This window comes from Salegentibacter salinarum, assembly GCF_900168115.1.
GTDB lineage: Bacteria > Bacteroidota > Bacteroidia > Flavobacteriales > Flavobacteriaceae > Salegentibacter > Salegentibacter salinarum.
In genome coordinates this window covers 135,068-153,058 of sequence record NZ_FUZC01000005.1, presented here as the reverse complement: position 1 = coordinate 153,058, position 17,991 = coordinate 135,068, and the positions used below count along the sequence as shown (strand labels likewise).

13 protein-coding genes are annotated in these 17,991 nt (G+C 35.9%); 9 read left to right on the top strand and 4 right to left on the bottom strand.

Translation table 11 applies throughout. The features are described from left to right. Positions 1–10 precede the first annotated feature (10 nt). From B5X53_RS08010 to B5X53_RS07990, 5 genes are all read left to right on the top strand, one after another. Complete coding sequence (locus B5X53_RS08010; RefSeq protein ID WP_079712717.1) at positions 11–1,684, top strand: hypothetical protein; 1,674 nt, start codon at positions 11–13, stop codon at positions 1,682–1,684. An 82-nt stretch (positions 1,685–1,766) separates the two neighbouring features. Further along, complete coding sequence (locus B5X53_RS08005; RefSeq protein ID WP_079712716.1) at positions 1,767–3,395, top strand: thrombospondin type 3 repeat-containing protein; 1,629 nt, start codon at positions 1,767–1,769, stop codon at positions 3,393–3,395. Positions 3,396–3,819: 424 nt separating this feature from the next. Continuing rightward, entirely contained in the window at positions 3,820–4,848 is a 1,029-nt protein-coding gene (locus tag B5X53_RS08000) for a M12 family metallopeptidase (RefSeq protein ID WP_079712715.1), read from the top strand. A gap of 578 nt (positions 4,849–5,426) precedes the next feature. Further along, on the top strand, positions 5,427–6,872 hold the full coding sequence (locus B5X53_RS07995) for a hypothetical protein (RefSeq protein WP_079712714.1): 1,446 nt from the start codon (positions 5,427–5,429) through the stop codon (positions 6,870–6,872). Between the two features lie 94 nt (positions 6,873–6,966). After that, on the top strand, positions 6,967–8,625 hold the full coding sequence (locus B5X53_RS07990) for a hypothetical protein (RefSeq protein ID WP_079712713.1): 1,659 nt from the start codon (positions 6,967–6,969) through the stop codon (positions 8,623–8,625). Positions 8,626–8,679: 54 nt separating this feature from the next. Here the strand turns inward: B5X53_RS07990 and B5X53_RS07985 are convergent, their stop codons facing one another. Next, positions 8,680–9,261 (bottom strand): acyl carrier protein phosphodiesterase, encoded by a 582-nt coding sequence (locus tag B5X53_RS07985; RefSeq protein WP_079712712.1) that lies wholly within the window; start codon positions 9,259–9,261, stop codon positions 8,680–8,682. Positions 9,262–9,387: 126 nt separating this feature from the next. On the opposite strand from B5X53_RS07985, the gene glmM reads away from it, so the two are divergent. Further along, on the top strand, positions 9,388–10,773 hold the full coding sequence (gene glmM / locus B5X53_RS07980) for a phosphoglucosamine mutase (protein ID WP_079712711.1): 1,386 nt from the start codon (positions 9,388–9,390) through the stop codon (positions 10,771–10,773). Here the strand turns inward: glmM and B5X53_RS07975 are convergent. Further along, positions 10,770–11,672, bottom strand: coding sequence for a lysophospholipid acyltransferase family protein (locus B5X53_RS07975; RefSeq protein WP_079712710.1), 903 nt, complete (start codon positions 11,670–11,672; stop codon positions 10,770–10,772). The genes glmM and B5X53_RS07975 overlap by 4 nt on opposite strands. A gap of 52 nt (positions 11,673–11,724) precedes the next feature. Between B5X53_RS07975 and B5X53_RS07970 the strand changes: the two genes are divergently transcribed. Continuing rightward, the gene (locus B5X53_RS07970) at positions 11,725–12,372 is read left to right on the top strand and encodes a rhomboid family intramembrane serine protease (RefSeq protein WP_079712709.1); all 648 of its coding nucleotides are present in this window, start codon (positions 11,725–11,727) and stop codon (positions 12,370–12,372) included. Between the two features lie 49 nt (positions 12,373–12,421). After that, positions 12,422–13,114 (top strand): SIMPL domain-containing protein, encoded by a 693-nt coding sequence (locus B5X53_RS07965; protein ID WP_079712708.1) that lies wholly within the window; start codon positions 12,422–12,424, stop codon positions 13,112–13,114. Positions 13,115–13,182: 68 nt separating this feature from the next. Here B5X53_RS07965 and B5X53_RS07960 read toward each other — a convergent pair whose 3' ends face one another. Continuing rightward, positions 13,183–14,304 (bottom strand): TlpA disulfide reductase family protein, encoded by a 1,122-nt coding sequence (locus B5X53_RS07960; protein ID WP_079712829.1) that lies wholly within the window; start codon positions 14,302–14,304, stop codon positions 13,183–13,185. A 137-nt stretch (positions 14,305–14,441) separates the two neighbouring features. Between B5X53_RS07960 and B5X53_RS07955 the strand changes: the two genes are divergently transcribed. Further along, the gene (locus B5X53_RS07955; protein WP_079712707.1) at positions 14,442–16,811 is read left to right on the top strand and encodes a GAF domain-containing protein; all 2,370 of its coding nucleotides are present in this window, start codon (positions 14,442–14,444) and stop codon (positions 16,809–16,811) included. Here B5X53_RS07955 and B5X53_RS07950 read toward each other — a convergent pair. Continuing rightward, positions 16,803–17,987, bottom strand: a complete 1,185-nt coding sequence (locus tag B5X53_RS07950) for a Pycsar system effector family protein (protein WP_079712706.1) — start codon at positions 17,985–17,987, stop codon at positions 16,803–16,805. The genes B5X53_RS07955 and B5X53_RS07950 overlap by 9 nt on opposite strands. Positions 17,988–17,991 lie beyond the last annotated feature (4 nt).

Here is a 17,991-nt window from a genome sequence, read left to right as displayed (position 1 = left end):
CATAGAAACAATGAAGAGTTTAAAATTAATTCTGGCCATTTTCGTGGCTACGGGGATGCTATTTTCATCCTGTAGTAAAGAAGAGACTAATGAGCCCGCTGGAAATGAGGAAATGGGTAGTATCTCGATAGGTGCTATTCTCAATGATCTTGTGGATGATAATCGTCAGGCAATCTCAGATGAAATCCCGGCATGTTCTGATGATACTCCAATGTATGCCTGGGTTGTACTTACCCACGAATTAGGAACCGAGGATGTAGTAATGCCTATCCTTTTTGACGGTGAAACTTATTTCACCGATTATGACGAGGATTTGGAAATCTCGATTCCGGTAGACCAAACCACAACCGCAGTAAGCCTAACTACTTTTATGGTATATGCTGAAGAACCCGGAGAAGGTGTTTCACCTATATGGGTAGCACCAACAGATGAAGGTGAATATAAGAACTTTGTTAATGATGCCTTACCTATCAATTTTGATTTAAGAGCAGGATCTAAAAAATATTTAGATGTTGAAGTCTTATGTTTTGATGATCGGGAAGTAAATCTTTATGGTTACCAGTTCTTTGACCTTATTCCAATAGAATTGTATAAGTTCTGTGTATTTGCCAACTATTGTACAGATAATGGAAGACATTATACTGCAAACTATAATGTAAATATAGATTATATAAGAGAAGGGGAAGATGATATTAATTTATACACCAATAAGTCTCCTGAAACCGGAAATACCGAAGATGATAATTCAGGTGATTGGTATGCTGAACCTTTATGTTTAGCAATTCCTTCTCCAATGTATGACGAGTTGGACACTGATAATTATTTACGTGTTACGGTAACTTTAGCTGAGTGGGATGATAATTATGGTTCACCTGAACCAGAAGAGCCCGAGGTAATCTATTTAAGCTGGAACGATGTACAATCATATTTTGGTGATAATGACACTATAGATTATGAACATATATTCTTTAACTGTGGAGATGACCCTATACTGGACTGTCCGGTAACCGAAGAGGATACCGATGGTGACTGTGTGCCTAATGAAGATGATTTATGTGAAGGCTACGATGATGATGAAGATATGGATGAAGACGGTGTTCCAGATGGATGTGATCAATGTCCTGAAGAAGCCGGTGACCCTTTAGACGGTGGTTGCCCTATTGATGACTGTACTGGAGATGCGGATAGTGATGGATTAAATGATTGTGAAGATGAATGTCCTTACCAGGCTGGGCCGGAATCAAATAACGGATGTCCTGAAGATGGAGGAGATACCTGTCAAACTGCATATATGGAGGGTGACACAGAACTTAATACCCTTGCAAATTCTAATCGTTGGGGTTGGGCAGAACACTACCAAATCGATACAGATGGAACTAATAAAACATTTGATATTTGGGCCGGTGCTGGTCAAAATGATACTTCGAAGGGAGACCAGATTGGAACAGCGGAAATTTCTGTAGATGATGATGAAATCACTTTAGAAATTACACTTAATCCAGGTGTGAGCTTAAATGATCTTCATATTAATTTAAGTGAAAATGCTCCTTCTGGAAATGATGTATTTGCACCCGGTCAATATAATCTTAATGATGAGGTAGATGTAAACACCCTTACATATACGTGGGAGAGAGGCTATAGTGAGGATTTCTATATTATTATTCACGCCGTAGCTTGTTACTAAAATGAAAATTAACTACCGGAGTTTCAATACATCTGGTAGTTCTTATTAACCATTCTAATTATTTAATCCAAAAACTTTAATTATGAAACTTCTAAGAAAATATCTGGCCCTTGTGGCCGTTTTTTCCCTCTTTTTTACCTCGTGTACAAAAGATGAGGACGGAACCTTAAATAACGATCCAGGTTCAGAGAGTTTTGCTGAATTAAGCCTGGGGGCAACCCTCAATGACTTTGTAAACCGTGCAGCGCTTAAACAAAGCCTTCCCGACTGTTCATCTGAAACTCCGGCCTATGCACATATAGAATTAACACATAATGCAGGTACAGACCTGGAAGGTGTTATCAATCTAAATGTTCCTGTTTTAAGCGAAGACGGAAGCTTTTACACCGATTATGACGAAGATTTAAAAATTCCTGTAGCAAATGCCGATGATAAAACAGCTACAGTTTCAGTCACTACCTTCCTGGTATATGATGGAGATCCGGATAATGAAGGCTCTGCCGTAATTTGGGTTGCACCAGCAACTACAAGTGAATATGGAGCTTTCGTAAACCAGGGGCTTCCATATGATTTTCCAATAAGAGCAGGTTCTAAAAAATATGTTGATATTGAGGTTCTGTGTTTTGATGATCAAGAGGTGAATTTATACGGTTATCAATTCTTTGATCTGGTACCTGAAGTACTTCACGAAGTATGTATTTTTGCAAACTACTGCGATGATGATGGAAGGCATTATACAGCCAATTACAGCCTTGAGGTTATATATACCGGTGGAGATCAAGATAGAACATTATACACCAGCATGGACCTACCAGAAGATAGCTATGGATTTGATGAAGAAAGCGGGGATTATTATGCAGATCCTTTCTGTTTTGCAGTTCCAGCACCTATGTTTGAGGAAAACAGTACTACAGATTATATAAGAATAATTGCAACTTTATCAGATTGGCAAGGAAATTATCCAACTCCTGCAGAGGAAGAAATTGTCCTTAATCTTTCCTGGTCAGACATAATGGAAAGTGTTCGTGAAGATGGCACAATAGATTATTTCCATATCTTATTCTGTGATGATGATCCAGGTAATGGAAATGGAGAAGAGTGTGACCTGGACGATCCTGCTGCTGATTGTGATAACGATACCATACCTAATGGTCAGGATAATTGTCCAAGCACTTCCAATACAGATCAGGCAGATTTGGATGAAGATGGAGTAGGAGATGTTTGTGATCCAGACATTGATGGGGATGATATTTTAAATGAAAATGAAAATCCTGGCTGTGTAAGAGATCCAGACCCAACCTGTGGGGAGGACGTGGCAGAGTGTCCTACTTTACCATCATCTGGCGATTGTGAAAGAGTTTATGTGGCTGGTACAGATATTTCAGATCTTACGGACTGGATAGCAGTAACAGATTCTGAGCCGTTACCACTTTTTATAAGCGATAATCCTACCGTAGCATTAGGCTTGATTTCTTTTGATGCCGATGGAGATAGGTTACTTATAAATACAAATACCACTTTTTATTTAAAAGATTACAAGCTGGAAATTGTAGACGAATTGGGCGAAACGATCACCTGTGTTTATGAAGATAATCTCATTGCACCGGAAGATACTAATGAAGCTGATGTTGATATGGAAGTTACAGGAGATTTCTCGGGAACCGTGTATGTACGCTTCTCAGCAAATGTTTGTTCAAGATCTGATACTTAGAATAGAAATTACCCAGTAAATTTATAACCGGGGGGTGACTAATTCACTGGGTTTTTGTAATCCTCATTCTTGAAGATTGCAAAAGAGGCTGTGCGAAAATTTCGCACAGCTTTTTTGTTAAAGAAATTAACAAATCAAAATTAAGTCTGTATGTTGGCGTAAATTTCTGAGTATTTACAATTCAATTTTTTTTTGAAACTAACTAAAATGGTAGTAAAAACAGCCCTCAAGGATAAGTGAGAAATATTCTTATTTAAGTTTTAGGAATTCCAAAATTGTTTTAAAACTTAAAAAAACTCATCCTTGTAGGAATCTGACTATTAAAATCTTAGCGATATAGAAGCCCGTTTTTTTTGGAATGACCTTTGTAAATCCAGAATCAAAATTTTTATTAATTAAATCATAAAAAGTAAAAACCCTACTTATGAAAAAAAGCAAATTTTTGTTACTACCTGTTTTGGCGATTCTGGCATGTAGTAAAGATCCAATTTCCGAAAATCAAGAATCAGAAACGCAACTCAAACCAGAAGAAATCTCAGATCAACAATCCGAAATGGCTTTTCCTAACGATCTGGGTTCTGTTTCCCAAATTTACTATGCCGGTCAAAAGATGCCTGTTGAAGACCATGGTGATGATTATGTTTACCAGGGCGATATTTTGATTCCTAAAAATCAATCAAGCAAATCCCCCCAATCTATTGTTTATAAAAATAAGGAGGCTATTCCGCAGGAAAAGAGTACAGGGCGTACTTCAGGAATGTGGCCGGATAATACCGTTTATTACTCTATAAACTCCAGTCTACCAGATAAAAACAGGATTCACGATGCTATACTTCATTGGGAGAATAAAACCCCATTAAAGTTCGTAGAAAGATCAGGACAATCTAATTACATATACTTTACTACAGGCTCTGGCTGTTCTTCCTATGTTGGGATGATTGGTGGGAGACAGAACATAACCCTATCTGATTACTGCAGCACGGGGAATACTATTCACGAAATTGGTCACGCCGTTGGATTATGGCACGAACAAAGCCGGGTGGATAGAAGTAATTATATTACGGTACACTTGGATAATGTAAGAAGCGGTACTGAGCATAATTTTCATACCTATGAAGCCAGCGGCTTTGATGGTGATGAGTATACTACAAGTCTGGATTTTGAATCTATAATGATGTATGGTGCTTATTCTTTTTCTAAGAATGGAGAGCCAACTATTACCAGAACAAATGGCAGTACCTATCAGGTTCAACGTTCAGCACTTTCTTCGGGGGATATTTCAGGTATTAAAAGTATGTATACCGACGATGGTTCAGAACCGAAGTATGTAAACGGTGAATATTATACACTTAACGGATTAACGGTACTTAGAAATTATGATAGATGGTATTATAATTCCAAATGGGGCTGGAAAGAAGTAGAAATTAAATATGGTTACTGGTTCTTTGTATAATTTTATTGATTAAAATACAAAACCCGGGGGATATCCTCCGGGTTTTGTATTTTAAGATTTATGTGCTCCAAAAGTGTAGATTTAATTTCCACAACAACTGAGGTTAATTTCCACAATTCTTACTATTTAAACAATACATATTCCAAGCCTACGCAATTTTTTTTTGAAATTTTATTTTTCTAATTCTTTCACCTTTAATTTCTTCTTCCCGAATTATTCTTCAATTCTCTCTTTTTTATGGGTTTCTGCGCTTTTCGGAAGAATATTCATTATTCAAGTTTATCGAATTTAATTGTAATTCATCTCTATTATAAGTGAGTGATAAAAAGAAATGATACCTGTTTTTCCTATTTTATATATTCTTGTAAGAAAAAGACTAATAATTATTAAGGTCTAATTTGGTTAGTCTTACAGGATTTCCCCCATTCACTAGTTCTACTCCTCATCATAAATTCGTGTTAAGATTTTAAGGCAATTTCCTATCAGCCAGAAATCTTCCCCCCAACCATTTTACCCCTACACTTTATACTAAAATACACCTGATTTAATTCAGGTTAGATAACTAAACAATTTAGGCCATGAAAAAAAATATACGTTTTAGCCTGGGAATAATTTTAATACTATTTTGTGTTATTTCCTGCACTAAGGAAGAAGTAGGTAAGGAATTGGAGGAATCCCATGCGGTTGGGAAACTCTCTTTTGGAAGTGTACTAAGCGATTTGACTAACCGAAACAAACTATTTAAACAAGCTACCCCTGATTCTTATGATATTCCGCAATGTTCAGATGAAAACCCACTGTTTGTTAGAGTTGCAATTAAGGTGAAAGATGAAAGTGGTAATTGGATTTGGTATAAAAATTCTCACCAGGATAAGATAGAAATTGAAGTTAATCCCAATGGAACCGATTTGGATAACGATGGTAATTTAGATGCCTGGTTTACGCAGGAATCTGCAGATTTGGAACTTGAAGAAGGGGAGTATAGAATAGAATATTTTGCGATAGCCGCTGCTGCAGGTAACAATCAAAGCGACATAATTTATATGGCTCCTAGAGTTCCTAAAGGAGATTTAGATTATAGCCAGAGTATTCAATATCACAATTTTGTTGATAAACCATTACCAATAGAAATTAAGATACGTCCCGGGGTAAAATATTACCAGCCTGTAGAAGTCCTATGTTATGAAGAGCACTATGCTTTTGCTTTTGGTTATTTATTCTTCGATTTTAATACAACCAACTTAATATACCTGTGCACATACGGTAATGTATGTGAAGAAGATCAAAGACATATGCCTGCTCAGTTCAAAATGAAAGTATGGGAAGATTCCAATGATGGTGACCTTCTGGTAGTTGCCCAAAACGAAAGAAATACCTTTAATGATGATAATGGAACTCATTATTATGCTGATGCACTCTGTTTCCCACTTCCCGAAATAGAAGAATACTATGCGAAAATATGGCTCATAGAGGACGAAACCGAAAGTTTAATAAGAGAAGGGAATTTTAATGCTGAAGATCTTACTAACGTGTACCAGGAAGAACAGGAACATTATTACTACCACTTTAGAGAAGCTTGTTGTGGAGAAGAAGATAATTCTGAATTATTAAATGATTTAACCGAAAACGAAGGAGAATGTGAAGAAGAACCCCAGGATCCGGAAGAGCCTGGAGATTGTGAGGAATGCAAAGGAAAAATCAGCAAATTGACATTTAAATATTTGGGAAGTGGCGATCCTAATATTCGAGTTCATCAGAAGACAAATGGCAACAACAGGATGGAAATTTTTAGTGAAATAGTAAATAGTGGAGATACTTTTACTGTAATAGGTGATTTTAGTCAAGGTAACCAGCCTAAGACTTTATGGACAGATATCTACATTAAGGAAGGACATAACGAAGAGATACATATTCATACTAGCTGTTCAGATGAAAACGTCGTTCCCGGATTCGTAGTAGGTAATTTTGAAATTATTTCGGGAGAAAGTGCAGAAGGAGGATTGTTATGTCCTGTTCCAAATTAGAATAAAGTATTAAACTCATAAGCCTGTCATTGGGTGGTTCTTTTACAGGCTTATTATAATCAAACCTTTTATTAATTAATCTAAATTTTTTATTATGAAAAACTTTAAAATTTATTTAGCTTATGTCGCTCTTTTAGCGATGGTAATGACTTCCTGTAGTAAGGAAGACAATCCAGACAGTCCCGATGGACCGGCTGGAGATGAGATGGCAACTCTAGGCTTTACCGCCCTTTTGGAAGATTTTGACCGAGCTATGGCAACAAAACAAGCAAATCCTGGAAATGAAGGAGAGGATGCCATTCCGGCTTGTTCAGACGAGCAACCTGCCATGGTAAGGGTAGCGTTACAAGACAGTGATGGTAATTGGGTATTGGATCGAGATGGAGAAGAAGATTTTATTGAGATACCAGTAGTGCCCGGAGAAGAAGGTGACACAAATTGGATTACCGATGAAGGATCTAATGATGAATTGGAACTTTTAGCCGGTACCTATTCTCTTGAATACTTTGATGTGGTTGATAGCGATGGAAATCCTATCTATATAGCACCACGGGAAAATGATGACTACGGCCCAGCAGAATATCAAAATTTTGTAAGTGATGCATTACCAATTGAAAATATTGTACTTCAAAATGGTGTGAAAAAATATATTGATGTAGAAGTGCTTTGTTATGATGAACACTATGTTCAGGAATACGGTTATTTATTCTTCGATTTTACTGAAGTAGATATCGTTTATCTATGTTTATTTGGTAACTACTGTGATGAAGATGGTAGACACACTCCTGCTGAATTTCAATTTTCAGTATGGAATTATACTGAAAATACCATTCCTGATACAAGTGACGATAACTTACTTTATCGCGATGTTAATGAAACAGGGGTATATGAAAATGGCGATGCTTATGCGAGACCACTATGTGTAGCCTTACCTGCAAGAGGAGAGGAAGATGAGAATGTATATTATGGAGAGCTATCTATGCAGAATGAAGAAGGCGAATGGGAAGTTATTCGTTTAGGAGCATTCAGTCAGGATGATGTTGAAACTTTAGATCTTTCTGAGGTGCCAGAAGGTTATGACAGCGGTAGTAATTACTATCACTTCAGAGAAGGAGAATGTGGTAATCAGGATGATTCAGATCCTTGCTTATTTTCAGAATATGTTACCGTAGAAAACGATTTTGAAAGCGGTGATTTTATTAACTCTATAAGTTTTGAAGATGATACTGATTATGACATATTTGATCCTAACAATCCTTATGGTTCTTATTTAATTACTGAAACACCTAGCGACCTGTATGGTCCTTTTACTTCACACGCAGATGATGACGGAATGATGCTTGTTCTAGATGGTTCACCAGAAGGCTATGCTGATAGAGCTTATTATACCGTTAGAACTCCGGAACTTTGTGCGGGAGCAACCTATTTTGTGACCATGAGATTGAGAGACCTTAGTCAACCAGATGTTAATAATGCTAGATTAAGTATTAACTACCAATCTGAAGATGACCCAAATGGAGTGGTATTAACTCAGTTTACTATTACCGACTTAGACGGTGGAAGTGATCCACAAGGTTGGAAAGAAGTTGGTTTCATTATGGAAGCAAAGGCAGACGGCCAAATGATTATGAGAGTTAGAGACGTTGAAGATGCTAATTCTGGTAATGATTTTGCTATGGATGATATAACCTTATCTAACGATCCTGCTATATTAGGTGGTTTATCGGCAGATAATATTAATCCAGCAAACTAAACTAATATTTAAATATTATTTAAATTTGAAGAGCCCAATTTGGGCTCTTCTTTTTTATGCATTAATTTCAGATTTCACATAACTCCTTAACTCTTCAAAAAACATCCTGAATTCATTTTCAAATTCTTCATAAAACTCTCTGAGTTCTTCTACTGCCAGGTGCATTTTGGCCCGATATTTAATTCTTCGGTTCATTTGGAAAAGAATTTTCTCTATCCCTTCTATTTTTCGGTAGTTATATAGCCAGTTATCGGTAACCATATATGGAAGGAAATTTTGTACCGGTTTAGGTAAGACTTCAAAATTATCCTGCAAAAGTTTATAGAAATCTTCGGTATATTCTTTCAATGGAATTTCACAATATTCTTCCCAGTTTGCAGCGAGAAAATGGTCATATAAAATATCTACGATTACCCGGCTGTAATGGCCGTAACGTTCAAATAAACGCTCTACACTTTTACTTACAATAGGATGGGTGTCTGTAAAAGTATCAATGGCACGGTGCAATATTATTCCTTTTTGAATTTCCGGGGGATAATCTAAATATTGTTTGCCTTTCACTGAATCTGCAATAAAATTCCCGATTTTTAAATGCTTATTGTCGCCTGAAAGATATATGTGTGCTAAGAAATTCATGTTTGAAAGTTACGTAAATCCCATAGTTTCCTGTTTAATTTTTGTTAAGTTTTGGCGCTACCTGCCTGCGGCTTGTATATTTGTTAAAATTTTTAAAAACAGATTTATTCAATATAAAATAATCGCATGAGTTTAATAAAATCAATTTCAGGAATACGAGGTACAATTGGAGGAAAAACGGGTGATAACCTTACACCAATAGACACGGTGAAATTTGCCGCCGCTTACGGAACCTGGTTAAAAAATAATTCAGAAGATAAAAAATTAAAGGTAGTCGTAGGTCGCGACGCTAGGATTTCTGGAAAAATGGTCCAGGATTTAACGATGAATACGCTCACCGGTTTGGGAATAGACGTTATAGATATAGACCTTTCAACAACACCGACGGTAGAAATTGCCGTGCCTTTAGAAAATGCTGATGGAGGAATTATCTTAACCGCCAGCCATAACCCAAAGCAATGGAATGCGCTTAAATTATTAAATAGTAAAGGCGAATTCCTGGATGGGGCGGAAGGAGCTAAAATTCTGGAATATGCAGAGCAGGATAATTTTAATTTCTCTGAAGTTGATGATCTTGGTTCCATTACCCGAAAAGATAATTATATGGATCTGCATATAGAGGAAGTGTTGAAACTTAAACTTGTGCATGCGGAGAAAATTAAAAAAGCCGGTTTTAAAGTTGTTGTTGATGGTGTGAATTCAAGTGGCGGAATAGTTATTCCAAATCTTTTGAAAAAAATGGGTGTTGAAGTGGTAGAACTTTATTGTGAACCAAATGGTCATTTTCCGCATAATCCCGAACCTTTAAAAGAACACCTTTCCGATATTTGTGAATTGGTAAAAAAGGAAAATGCCCATTTTGGAATTGTGGTGGATCCCGATGTAGACAGGCTAGCCTTTATAGATGAAAACGGCGAAATGTTTGGCGAAGAATACACGCTGGTGGCTTGTGCCGATTATGTTTTATCTAAAACTCCGGGGAATACAGTAAGTAATTTATCGTCATCCAGGGCCCTTAGTGATGTTACTAAAAAACATGGCGGGGAATATAAGGCCAGCGCGGTAGGTGAAGTGAATGTTGTAAAACTTATGAAAGATTCTAATGCGGTAATTGGTGGGGAAGGAAACGGTGGAATTATTTATCCTGAATCTCATTATGGACGTGATAGTCTTGTTGGAGTTGGATTGTTTTTAACCCATTTAGCTGAAAAAAACATAAGTGTTTCTGAATTGCGAAAAGAATATACTGCTTATTTTATGAGCAAAAATAAAATTCAGTTGACTCCTGAAATTGATGTGGACAGTATATTAAAGGCTATGGAAGAAAAATATAAAAATGAAAAGGTTTCAACCGTAGACGGAGTGAAAATAGATTTTCCGGAAAACTGGGTTCATTTAAGAAAATCGAACACCGAGCCTATTATTCGAATTTATACCGAAGCTAAAAGTCAGGAGAAAGCCAATGAATTAGCTGAGGATATGATTAAGGAAATAAAGAAAATAATAGCCTAACGAACAACCGCATTTGTGGGGATTTCTTTACCAACGTGTTTCCAGCGCTTATGCGTCCAGAGATAAAGTTCAGGTTTTTCCCGAATTTGTTTTTCCAAATGCTGAATGTAATCTAAGGTTATTTGATTGTTTTTAGTTTCAGCAGGATTATCAGCAATATTAATTAAAGAGGCCTTATAATGGCCTCTTTTTACTTTTTCTACGTGAAGGTAAAGGACCACCATATCAAATTCTGTTGCTATTCTTTCAGAACCGGTGTAAAAAGGAACTTTCTTCCCCATAAAATCGGTCCAGAATTTATAACTGGGTGTTTTAGGAGACTGGTCAGCAATCATGGCATAAGCGCCTCGAACACCTTGTTTTTCATTTTGAGCTATTCGCACACTGGCTTTAGAATTTTGTACAAGTTCGGCACCAAAACGCTGTCTAATGTCATTAATTAGTTTGTCAAAACCGGGATTTCTAATTTTTTTATAAATACCAAAAGCGCTGTGTTTAAGATCGTGGAGTTGTAATGCAAAAAGCCACTCAAAACTGGCATAATGTCCGCACATAAGCATAATGCTTTTATCCAGTTTTTCTATACGCCTAAGTTCTTCGAGATTGGTGTAAACAAAACGTTTTTTTAATTCCTCTTCAGAGATAGAAATACTTTTTATCATTTCCAGAAACATATCACACATATGTGAATAGAATTTCTTTCTGATTTTACTAATTTCTTCATCAGACTTTTCAGGAAAAACAAGTTTTAAATTATTGGTTACGGTTTTTTTTCTATAACCTATAATGTGATACACAATAAAATAAACCACATCTGAAACCAGGTAGAAAAGAGGAAAAGGAAGTATGGAAATAAGCCAAAGTAGCGGGTAAGCCAACCAAAAAACTACAGCCTGCATAAAATAATTTTCAGCAAATATATGGTATATTTGGCACTAAACTAAAGCTACTATGGGAGAATTAAACCTGGTTACCCTTATAATTATTGGTGTAAATGTATTGGTTTCATTCAAAGGATTTAAAGACGATTCTTTTTTTCAGAAATATAAATTTAACATTGCCGATATAAATCGCGGTGCTAAATATCAAATCCTGACTTCGGGATTTTTACACGTAAATACCACGCATCTTTTGGTAAATATGCTGACGCTTTATTTTTTCGCCAATTCAGTGATCTTTTTTCTGGGAACAGTAGGCTTTATAATTGTTTACCTCGCGAGTTTGGTTTTAGGCAATTTACTGTCTTATTATTTTCATAAAAAAGACATGCATTATACTGCGGTTGGAGCAAGTGGTGCGGTGATGGGCGTGTTGTATTCGGCCATCCTGTTAAGACCAGATATGATGCTGGGCTTATTCTTCATTATTCCTATACCGGCTTATATTTTTGGGATAGGCTATTTGTTTTATACAATTTACGGTATGAAACGCCAGGTGGGCAATATTGGTCACGATGCCCATTTTGGCGGTGCGGTTGGCGGCTATTTATTAACCCTTTTACTGGCCAGTTGGGTTTTTGAAGAGCATTTACTAATGGTTTTATTACTGGCTCTTCCCATAGTTTTCTTATTTGTGCTTCAAAAAATGGGAAAAATCTAATTTGGTACTCTTCTTGTATTAGTGATTATCAACTAATATAAAATCACCTATGAAAAAATTAATTTTACTTATTGCCGTGGTTACCGGCTTTGGAATGCAAGCTCAAACTGAAAACAACAATACCGGAATTCATGTTACAGGTGAAGGAGTGGTAAAAGTAGCGCCCGATAAAGTGACTATAAAATCCCAAATTGAACACGAAGGCCAAAGTGCTACCTCTGTAAAATCTCAAAACGATGAAGTGGTAGATAAAGTGATTAAATATTTAAAATCTGAAGGAATAGCTGAAAAAAATATCAATACTAATTATATCAATTTGAACAAACGATATAATTATAATGATAAAACATACACTTATGTAGCTAATCAGGCAATTTCAATTACGTTGGAAGATATCAGTAAATATGAATCTATTATGAAAGGTTTGCTGGAAAATGGTCTCAACGGAATAAACGGAATTGAATTTGAATCTTCAGAAATTGATAAGCATAAGGCTGAAGCCAGAAGAAAAGCCGTATTAAATGCAAAAGAAAAAGCTGAAGCTCTTGCTGAACCTTTAGGACAAACAGTAGGAAAAGCTTTTAAAATTAGCGAAGGAAGTAGTAATAATAATCAACCCGTATACCGCGCTATGGAAATGAAAGCTTCTTCAGACCAGGCTTCAAACCAAGAAACTATTGCTCCCGGGGAAATGGAAATAAGTATAGAAGTAAATGTAGCTTTTCAGTTACTTATGGAATAAAATGGCAATAAACTGCTAAATAAAAAAGCGCCACTAGGGCGCTTTTTTTGAGTTAAAAACTGAAAATATTATCCTTTATTAAGTAACTCTCCAATTTTATTATCTAAATCGTCACCTCTTAGATCTCTTGCTACAATTGTTCCTTTCTCATCCAGAACAAAAGCTGCGGGAATGGCTTGAATGCGGTAGAGTTGAGCAACAGGATCCTGCCAGAATTTAAGATTAGAAACCTGGTGCCATGGCAATCCATCTTCTTCGATAGCTTGTATCCAGCGGTCTTTTTGGCCGGGACGGTCTAAAGAAACACCAATAACGCTTAAACCATCGTCTTTGTATTTATTATAAGTTCTAACTAGGTTAGGATTTTCTACACGACAGGGTTTACACCAGGCTGCCCAAAAATCAATAACCGTTACTTTTCCCATTGCTTCTTTTAAAGAAAGTTCGTCGCCATCCGGAGTAGGAGCAGTAAAGTTAGGAGCTTTGCTACCCACCGCTACCTTATTTTCCTTTTCAAGGTTTTGAGCAATTTGCTTTCCAATTGCAGTATTTTTCACCTCTTCAGAAAGTCCGTCAAACATCTCTTTTATTTCATTTGCCGGGTACGATTTCATTCTAAGCATATCGCTAATCACCATTATAGAAACAAATGAATCGGGATTTTCTTTAACGATCTTTTTCTTATATACTTTGTCGTTATCTATTATTTCAGTTTCAGTTTCCTGAAGCGTAGCAAGTTTAGTACTGTCTTGTTCCTGAAAAGCCGATTGCATTTCGGAACGACCTTTTGTTACCTCTTCATTCACATTTTTAAGATGACCTAAATAGTCATATAATAAACGGTTTTCTTTTCCGCCGTTTACTTCAGAAGTTCTCAGGCTATCTTTATAAACTTTGAAGTTTATTTTTTCATTTTCAGCAATATAAATCACATTACCCTGTAGGCCTTCAAATTCAAGAAAACTTAAATTTGGAGTTTCAGGATCTTCAAGATCTAACTCAAATTCACCATCTTCCAGCGTGGTAGAATCAATTCTTTTAGGACGATTGGTGTTTTCGTCAATTTCAGAAACATAGACCATCTTCCCGTTTTCCATGTCTGGAACACTTCCCGAAATAAAATATCCTTTATCTTCCTGGCAGGAGGCAAATACGGTTGCAACCGCCAGCATTACTATAATTTTACGCATAAAATTTGATTTGTTTAAAGCAAAAATAAGCATCTGGGATGGCAATACCTTCCATATAATATAAAAAATTGTTAATTTAAATACAGTAGGTTTGTAAGCATTGCGGAATATGTAATTTTAACTGATATTACTTATTTATGAAAGAACAGAAACAAAATTTACCTTTTGAGATTCAAATTAGTTTTCATAAAGTTGTTGAGCAGTATAAAAAACAGCTGGAATGTGAAGAAAATGAAATTTCCCGAAATTATATAAAAAGTATTCTGGAGCATGTAGAAGCCTTTCCTGCTTTAACTGAAGGAATTAAAGATTTTGAAGAATTAAAAAATTATAAAGAGCCGGTAAGGGTTTTACTGGACGATCTTTTCCCCAATGTACTTACCAATAACGAAATTAAGGCAGCTTCCATACCCTTTCAAAATTTCCTGTTTAATAGATCTAAGCGTTTAAAAAAAATTATGGAGGCTACTCCAGATGATTTTGCACTCGAAATTAGAAACCTTGATAACAAAACGGTGTATGTGCAGGAGTGCATTAATATTTTAAACGATTATTACGGTTATAAAATAGATTATTCCCGGCCCTTATATTTTGATATACCCGATGAACAGGGTATAGTAAGACGGTATCGCATTGCTTTAAACGGAGATTTTATAGATATCTATCCCAAAGAAAATGCTAAGAAGATTACTGATGAAGATGTAGATGAATTGCTTCAAAATGTTGAAGATATAGATTTATGGCGTAAAAAATTCCCCCCAAATAGTTGGGTGTTTAAAGGGTTTACCATTGTAAACCTTACTGATGTTACAATGGATGATGCTATATCTGAATTAAAAACTGCTTTGCTTTTCGAGAAATCTTCAGAAAAAGATGAACTTCAGAAATTGGAAGAGATCTTTAGGTCTATTTACAAAATCCCGGACCTTCGGGTAGGTTTTACCATTTATAATCCGCAGGACGAAATGTTCGAAAAGATGGAATATAAAGAAGCCAATAGTTATATTTTAAATGACGAATTGGTGGGTGAATGTAGAGAGGGAGTTTGCGAAGAAGGTTTCAACAATATCTTCAAAAATCACAGTTTTTTTAGCATTGCCAACGTAGATGAATATGCCAAAAAAACCGAAAATAATATACTTTCCCGGAGGTTAAAAGAAGGGGACGTAAAAAGTTGTATTCTGGCGCCGGTGGTTAAAAATAATCGCCTACTGGGGATCTTGGAATTGGTGGCGAAGGAGAAAAATCAGCTTAACAGTATTAACACCATAAAGTTAGATGAAATTCTGCCTTACATCGCTACAGCGGTAGATAGAAATCGTAGCGATTTTGAAAATAGGGTGAAAGCCGTAATCCAGAGTGAATGTACATCTATACACCCCAGTGTACTCTGGGTTTTTGAAAAAGAAGCTAAGAAGTATATAAAAGATTATGATGATGACGGGCTGGCCTCGTTTAAGGATATCGTTTTTAAGGATATTTATCCTTTATACGGGCAAATCGATGTCGTGGCCTCTTCTGATGCGAGAAATGATGCCATTCAAAAAGATTTGCTTCATCAATTAAAAATAATTCAATCTATAATTGATAAAGCTTATAACATAGAAGAACTTCCTATTTACGAACAGGTGAAATTTAGAATTTCCGATTTTATGGAAGAGCTGGAAAGTAGCCTGAATGCTTCCAGTGAACAGAAGGTGTTTAATTTGCTTCAGAAGGAGGTAAATCCTATTATGAGCCATTTAAGCAAGCAATCTTCAGAATTAAAAAAAGCAGTTGAAGAATATCAAAATCAGCTAAATCCTGAAACCGGTATTATTTACGACCATCGCAAAAAATACGATGAAACTGTGCAGCAAATTAACCGCACCATGTCTCGATTTTTAGACAGAAAACAAATTGCCGCACAAAAGATTTATCCGCATTACTTTGAACGCTACAAAACCGATGGTGTAGACCACAATATTTATATTGGTGCTTCTATGGTTAAAGACAGGCCTTTTAATAAGGTGTATTTATACAACCTAAGACTCTGGCAATTGAGCACCATGTGTGAAATGGAAAACCGATTTTATCAATTGCAGCAAACCACGCCAATTAAACTTGATGCGGCTTCGTTAATCCTGGTTTATAATTCTACTATGTCTATTAGGTACAGAATGGATGAAAAGAAATTTGATGTAGATGGAACTTATAATGCGCGCTATGAAATTATTAAAAAACGAATAGATAAATCTTTTATAAAAGGAACCGAAGAGCGCATTACCCAAAAAGGAAAAATAGCTATTGTATATAGCCAGCGAGGCGACGAAAAGGAATATTTAAGGTATATAAAATACCTGCAAACCAAGAATTATTTGGGTGAAGACCTTGAATTACTGGAACTGGAAGATGTTCAGGGAGTAGTTGGGCTCAAAGCTATCCGGATAAACGTTTTATATACGCCAGATACCAATGAACCCGATAGAACTATTACTTATGAAAATTTAATGGAAGAATTACATTAAGTAGAAAGCACCTACAAAAGCAATTACCGAAACAATAATCCCAATCATAAATACTGTATAAGTTATTCTAAGAATTTTATACTTTCTATGTAAGACTTTACCCAGGAGATGAAGGTCTAACATTAAAGATTCGTAGACGTAATCTTTATCCTTGATTATTTCCTTCATTCCCCATTTAAACTGCTCAAAAGGCATTTTATGACTGTTTCCAAAGAAAAGAAGATTTACTTCCCGGTTTTTTACCTGTTCTTTTGTGAATTCTCCACTGGTTACTTGCGGCCTGGTAGATAATACCGAAAGTATTATTGAAGCAACACTAAACAAAATTAGGATGAGGGTAGGAATAAGTAGGTGTTTGTTACTGGCCGCATCTAATTTTGGAATCATATTAGCCAGTGCCAGGGAAATAATAATCGCATTTACCGAAAGCAAGATATTTGCCTTGGTATCGGCAATATCACTTAATTTTATGTGATTCCTGAGTGTTACCCTAAAAAGCGTTTGAATACTTCTTTCAGGATTATCATTTTTATAACGCGCTTTCATGCGCGCTTTAGCTTCTTCTTTTTTTAATTTCTTTTCTTGTTTATTCTTATCCCCAATAAGCTCTAACAGGTTTTCTTCCTTTTTCGGCTCCCATTCTTCAATAGCATAATCGGTATAAAATTGATGCTTTTCGGTGAACACCCGAATGTTTTCCTGGATCCACTCACGGGTAGTAAAATTCTTGATATTATGAAGTTCTAACTCCTGCCTTAGAAGTTCGCTGGTTTCTTCAAAATATTCTTTAGCAAAATGAGAAGAGTCTGCATCCTTTATAATTTTCTCCGGAAGGCTTTCCGGTTTAGAGTCAAATTTTGTGGCATTTATATAATTTAGAACATCTTCAATGAGCTCTGGTGTAGCATTGTTCTGTTTTAAAAAATCTTCGGCAATTTTTATACTTTCATCTTCGTGACCCTTAAAAGTGCGAGTGTAACCAGTGTCATGGAGCCAGGCTGCAAGCAACAGCGCCTCTTCTTGTTTAACATTAATTTCAGAATTGGCAATTAATTCTTTAGTACTTTTAACCACCCGTTCTGTATGCTTGTAATTATGGTATATGTACGTGTTCGGTAATTTTTCTTTGAAAAGATTTAAAACAAAATCATCTGCTTTCTCAATGAGATTATTCATATAT

Excerpts from the sequence above, each read along its gene's own strand:
- B5X53_RS08010 (WP_079712717.1), top strand. The coding sequence starts at position 11 with ATGAAGAGTTTAAAATTAATTCTGGCCATTTTCGTGGCTACGGGGATG.
- B5X53_RS08005 (WP_079712716.1), top strand. The coding sequence starts at position 1,767 with ATGAAACTTCTAAGAAAATATCTGGCCCTTGTGGCCGTTTTTTCCCTC.
- B5X53_RS08000 (WP_079712715.1), top strand. The coding sequence starts at position 3,820 with ATGAAAAAAAGCAAATTTTTGTTACTACCTGTTTTGGCGATTCTGGCA.
- B5X53_RS07995 (WP_079712714.1), top strand. The coding sequence starts at position 5,427 with ATGAAAAAAAATATACGTTTTAGCCTGGGAATAATTTTAATACTATTT.
- B5X53_RS07990 (WP_079712713.1), top strand. The coding sequence starts at position 6,967 with ATGAAAAACTTTAAAATTTATTTAGCTTATGTCGCTCTTTTAGCGATG.
- B5X53_RS07985 (WP_079712712.1), bottom strand. The coding sequence starts at position 9,261 with ATGAATTTCTTAGCACACATATATCTTTCAGGCGACAATAAGCATTTA.
- glmM (WP_079712711.1), top strand. The coding sequence starts at position 9,388 with ATGAGTTTAATAAAATCAATTTCAGGAATACGAGGTACAATTGGAGGA.
- B5X53_RS07975 (WP_079712710.1), bottom strand. The coding sequence starts at position 11,672 with ATGCAGGCTGTAGTTTTTTGGTTGGCTTACCCGCTACTTTGGCTTATT.
- B5X53_RS07970 (WP_079712709.1), top strand. The coding sequence starts at position 11,725 with ATGGGAGAATTAAACCTGGTTACCCTTATAATTATTGGTGTAAATGTA.
- B5X53_RS07965 (WP_079712708.1), top strand. The coding sequence starts at position 12,422 with ATGAAAAAATTAATTTTACTTATTGCCGTGGTTACCGGCTTTGGAATG.
- B5X53_RS07960 (WP_079712829.1), bottom strand. The coding sequence starts at position 14,304 with ATGCGTAAAATTATAGTAATGCTGGCGGTTGCAACCGTATTTGCCTCC.
- B5X53_RS07955 (WP_079712707.1), top strand. The coding sequence starts at position 14,442 with ATGAAAGAACAGAAACAAAATTTACCTTTTGAGATTCAAATTAGTTTT.
- B5X53_RS07950 (WP_079712706.1), bottom strand. The coding sequence starts at position 17,987 with ATGAATAATCTCATTGAGAAAGCAGATGATTTTGTTTTAAATCTTTTC.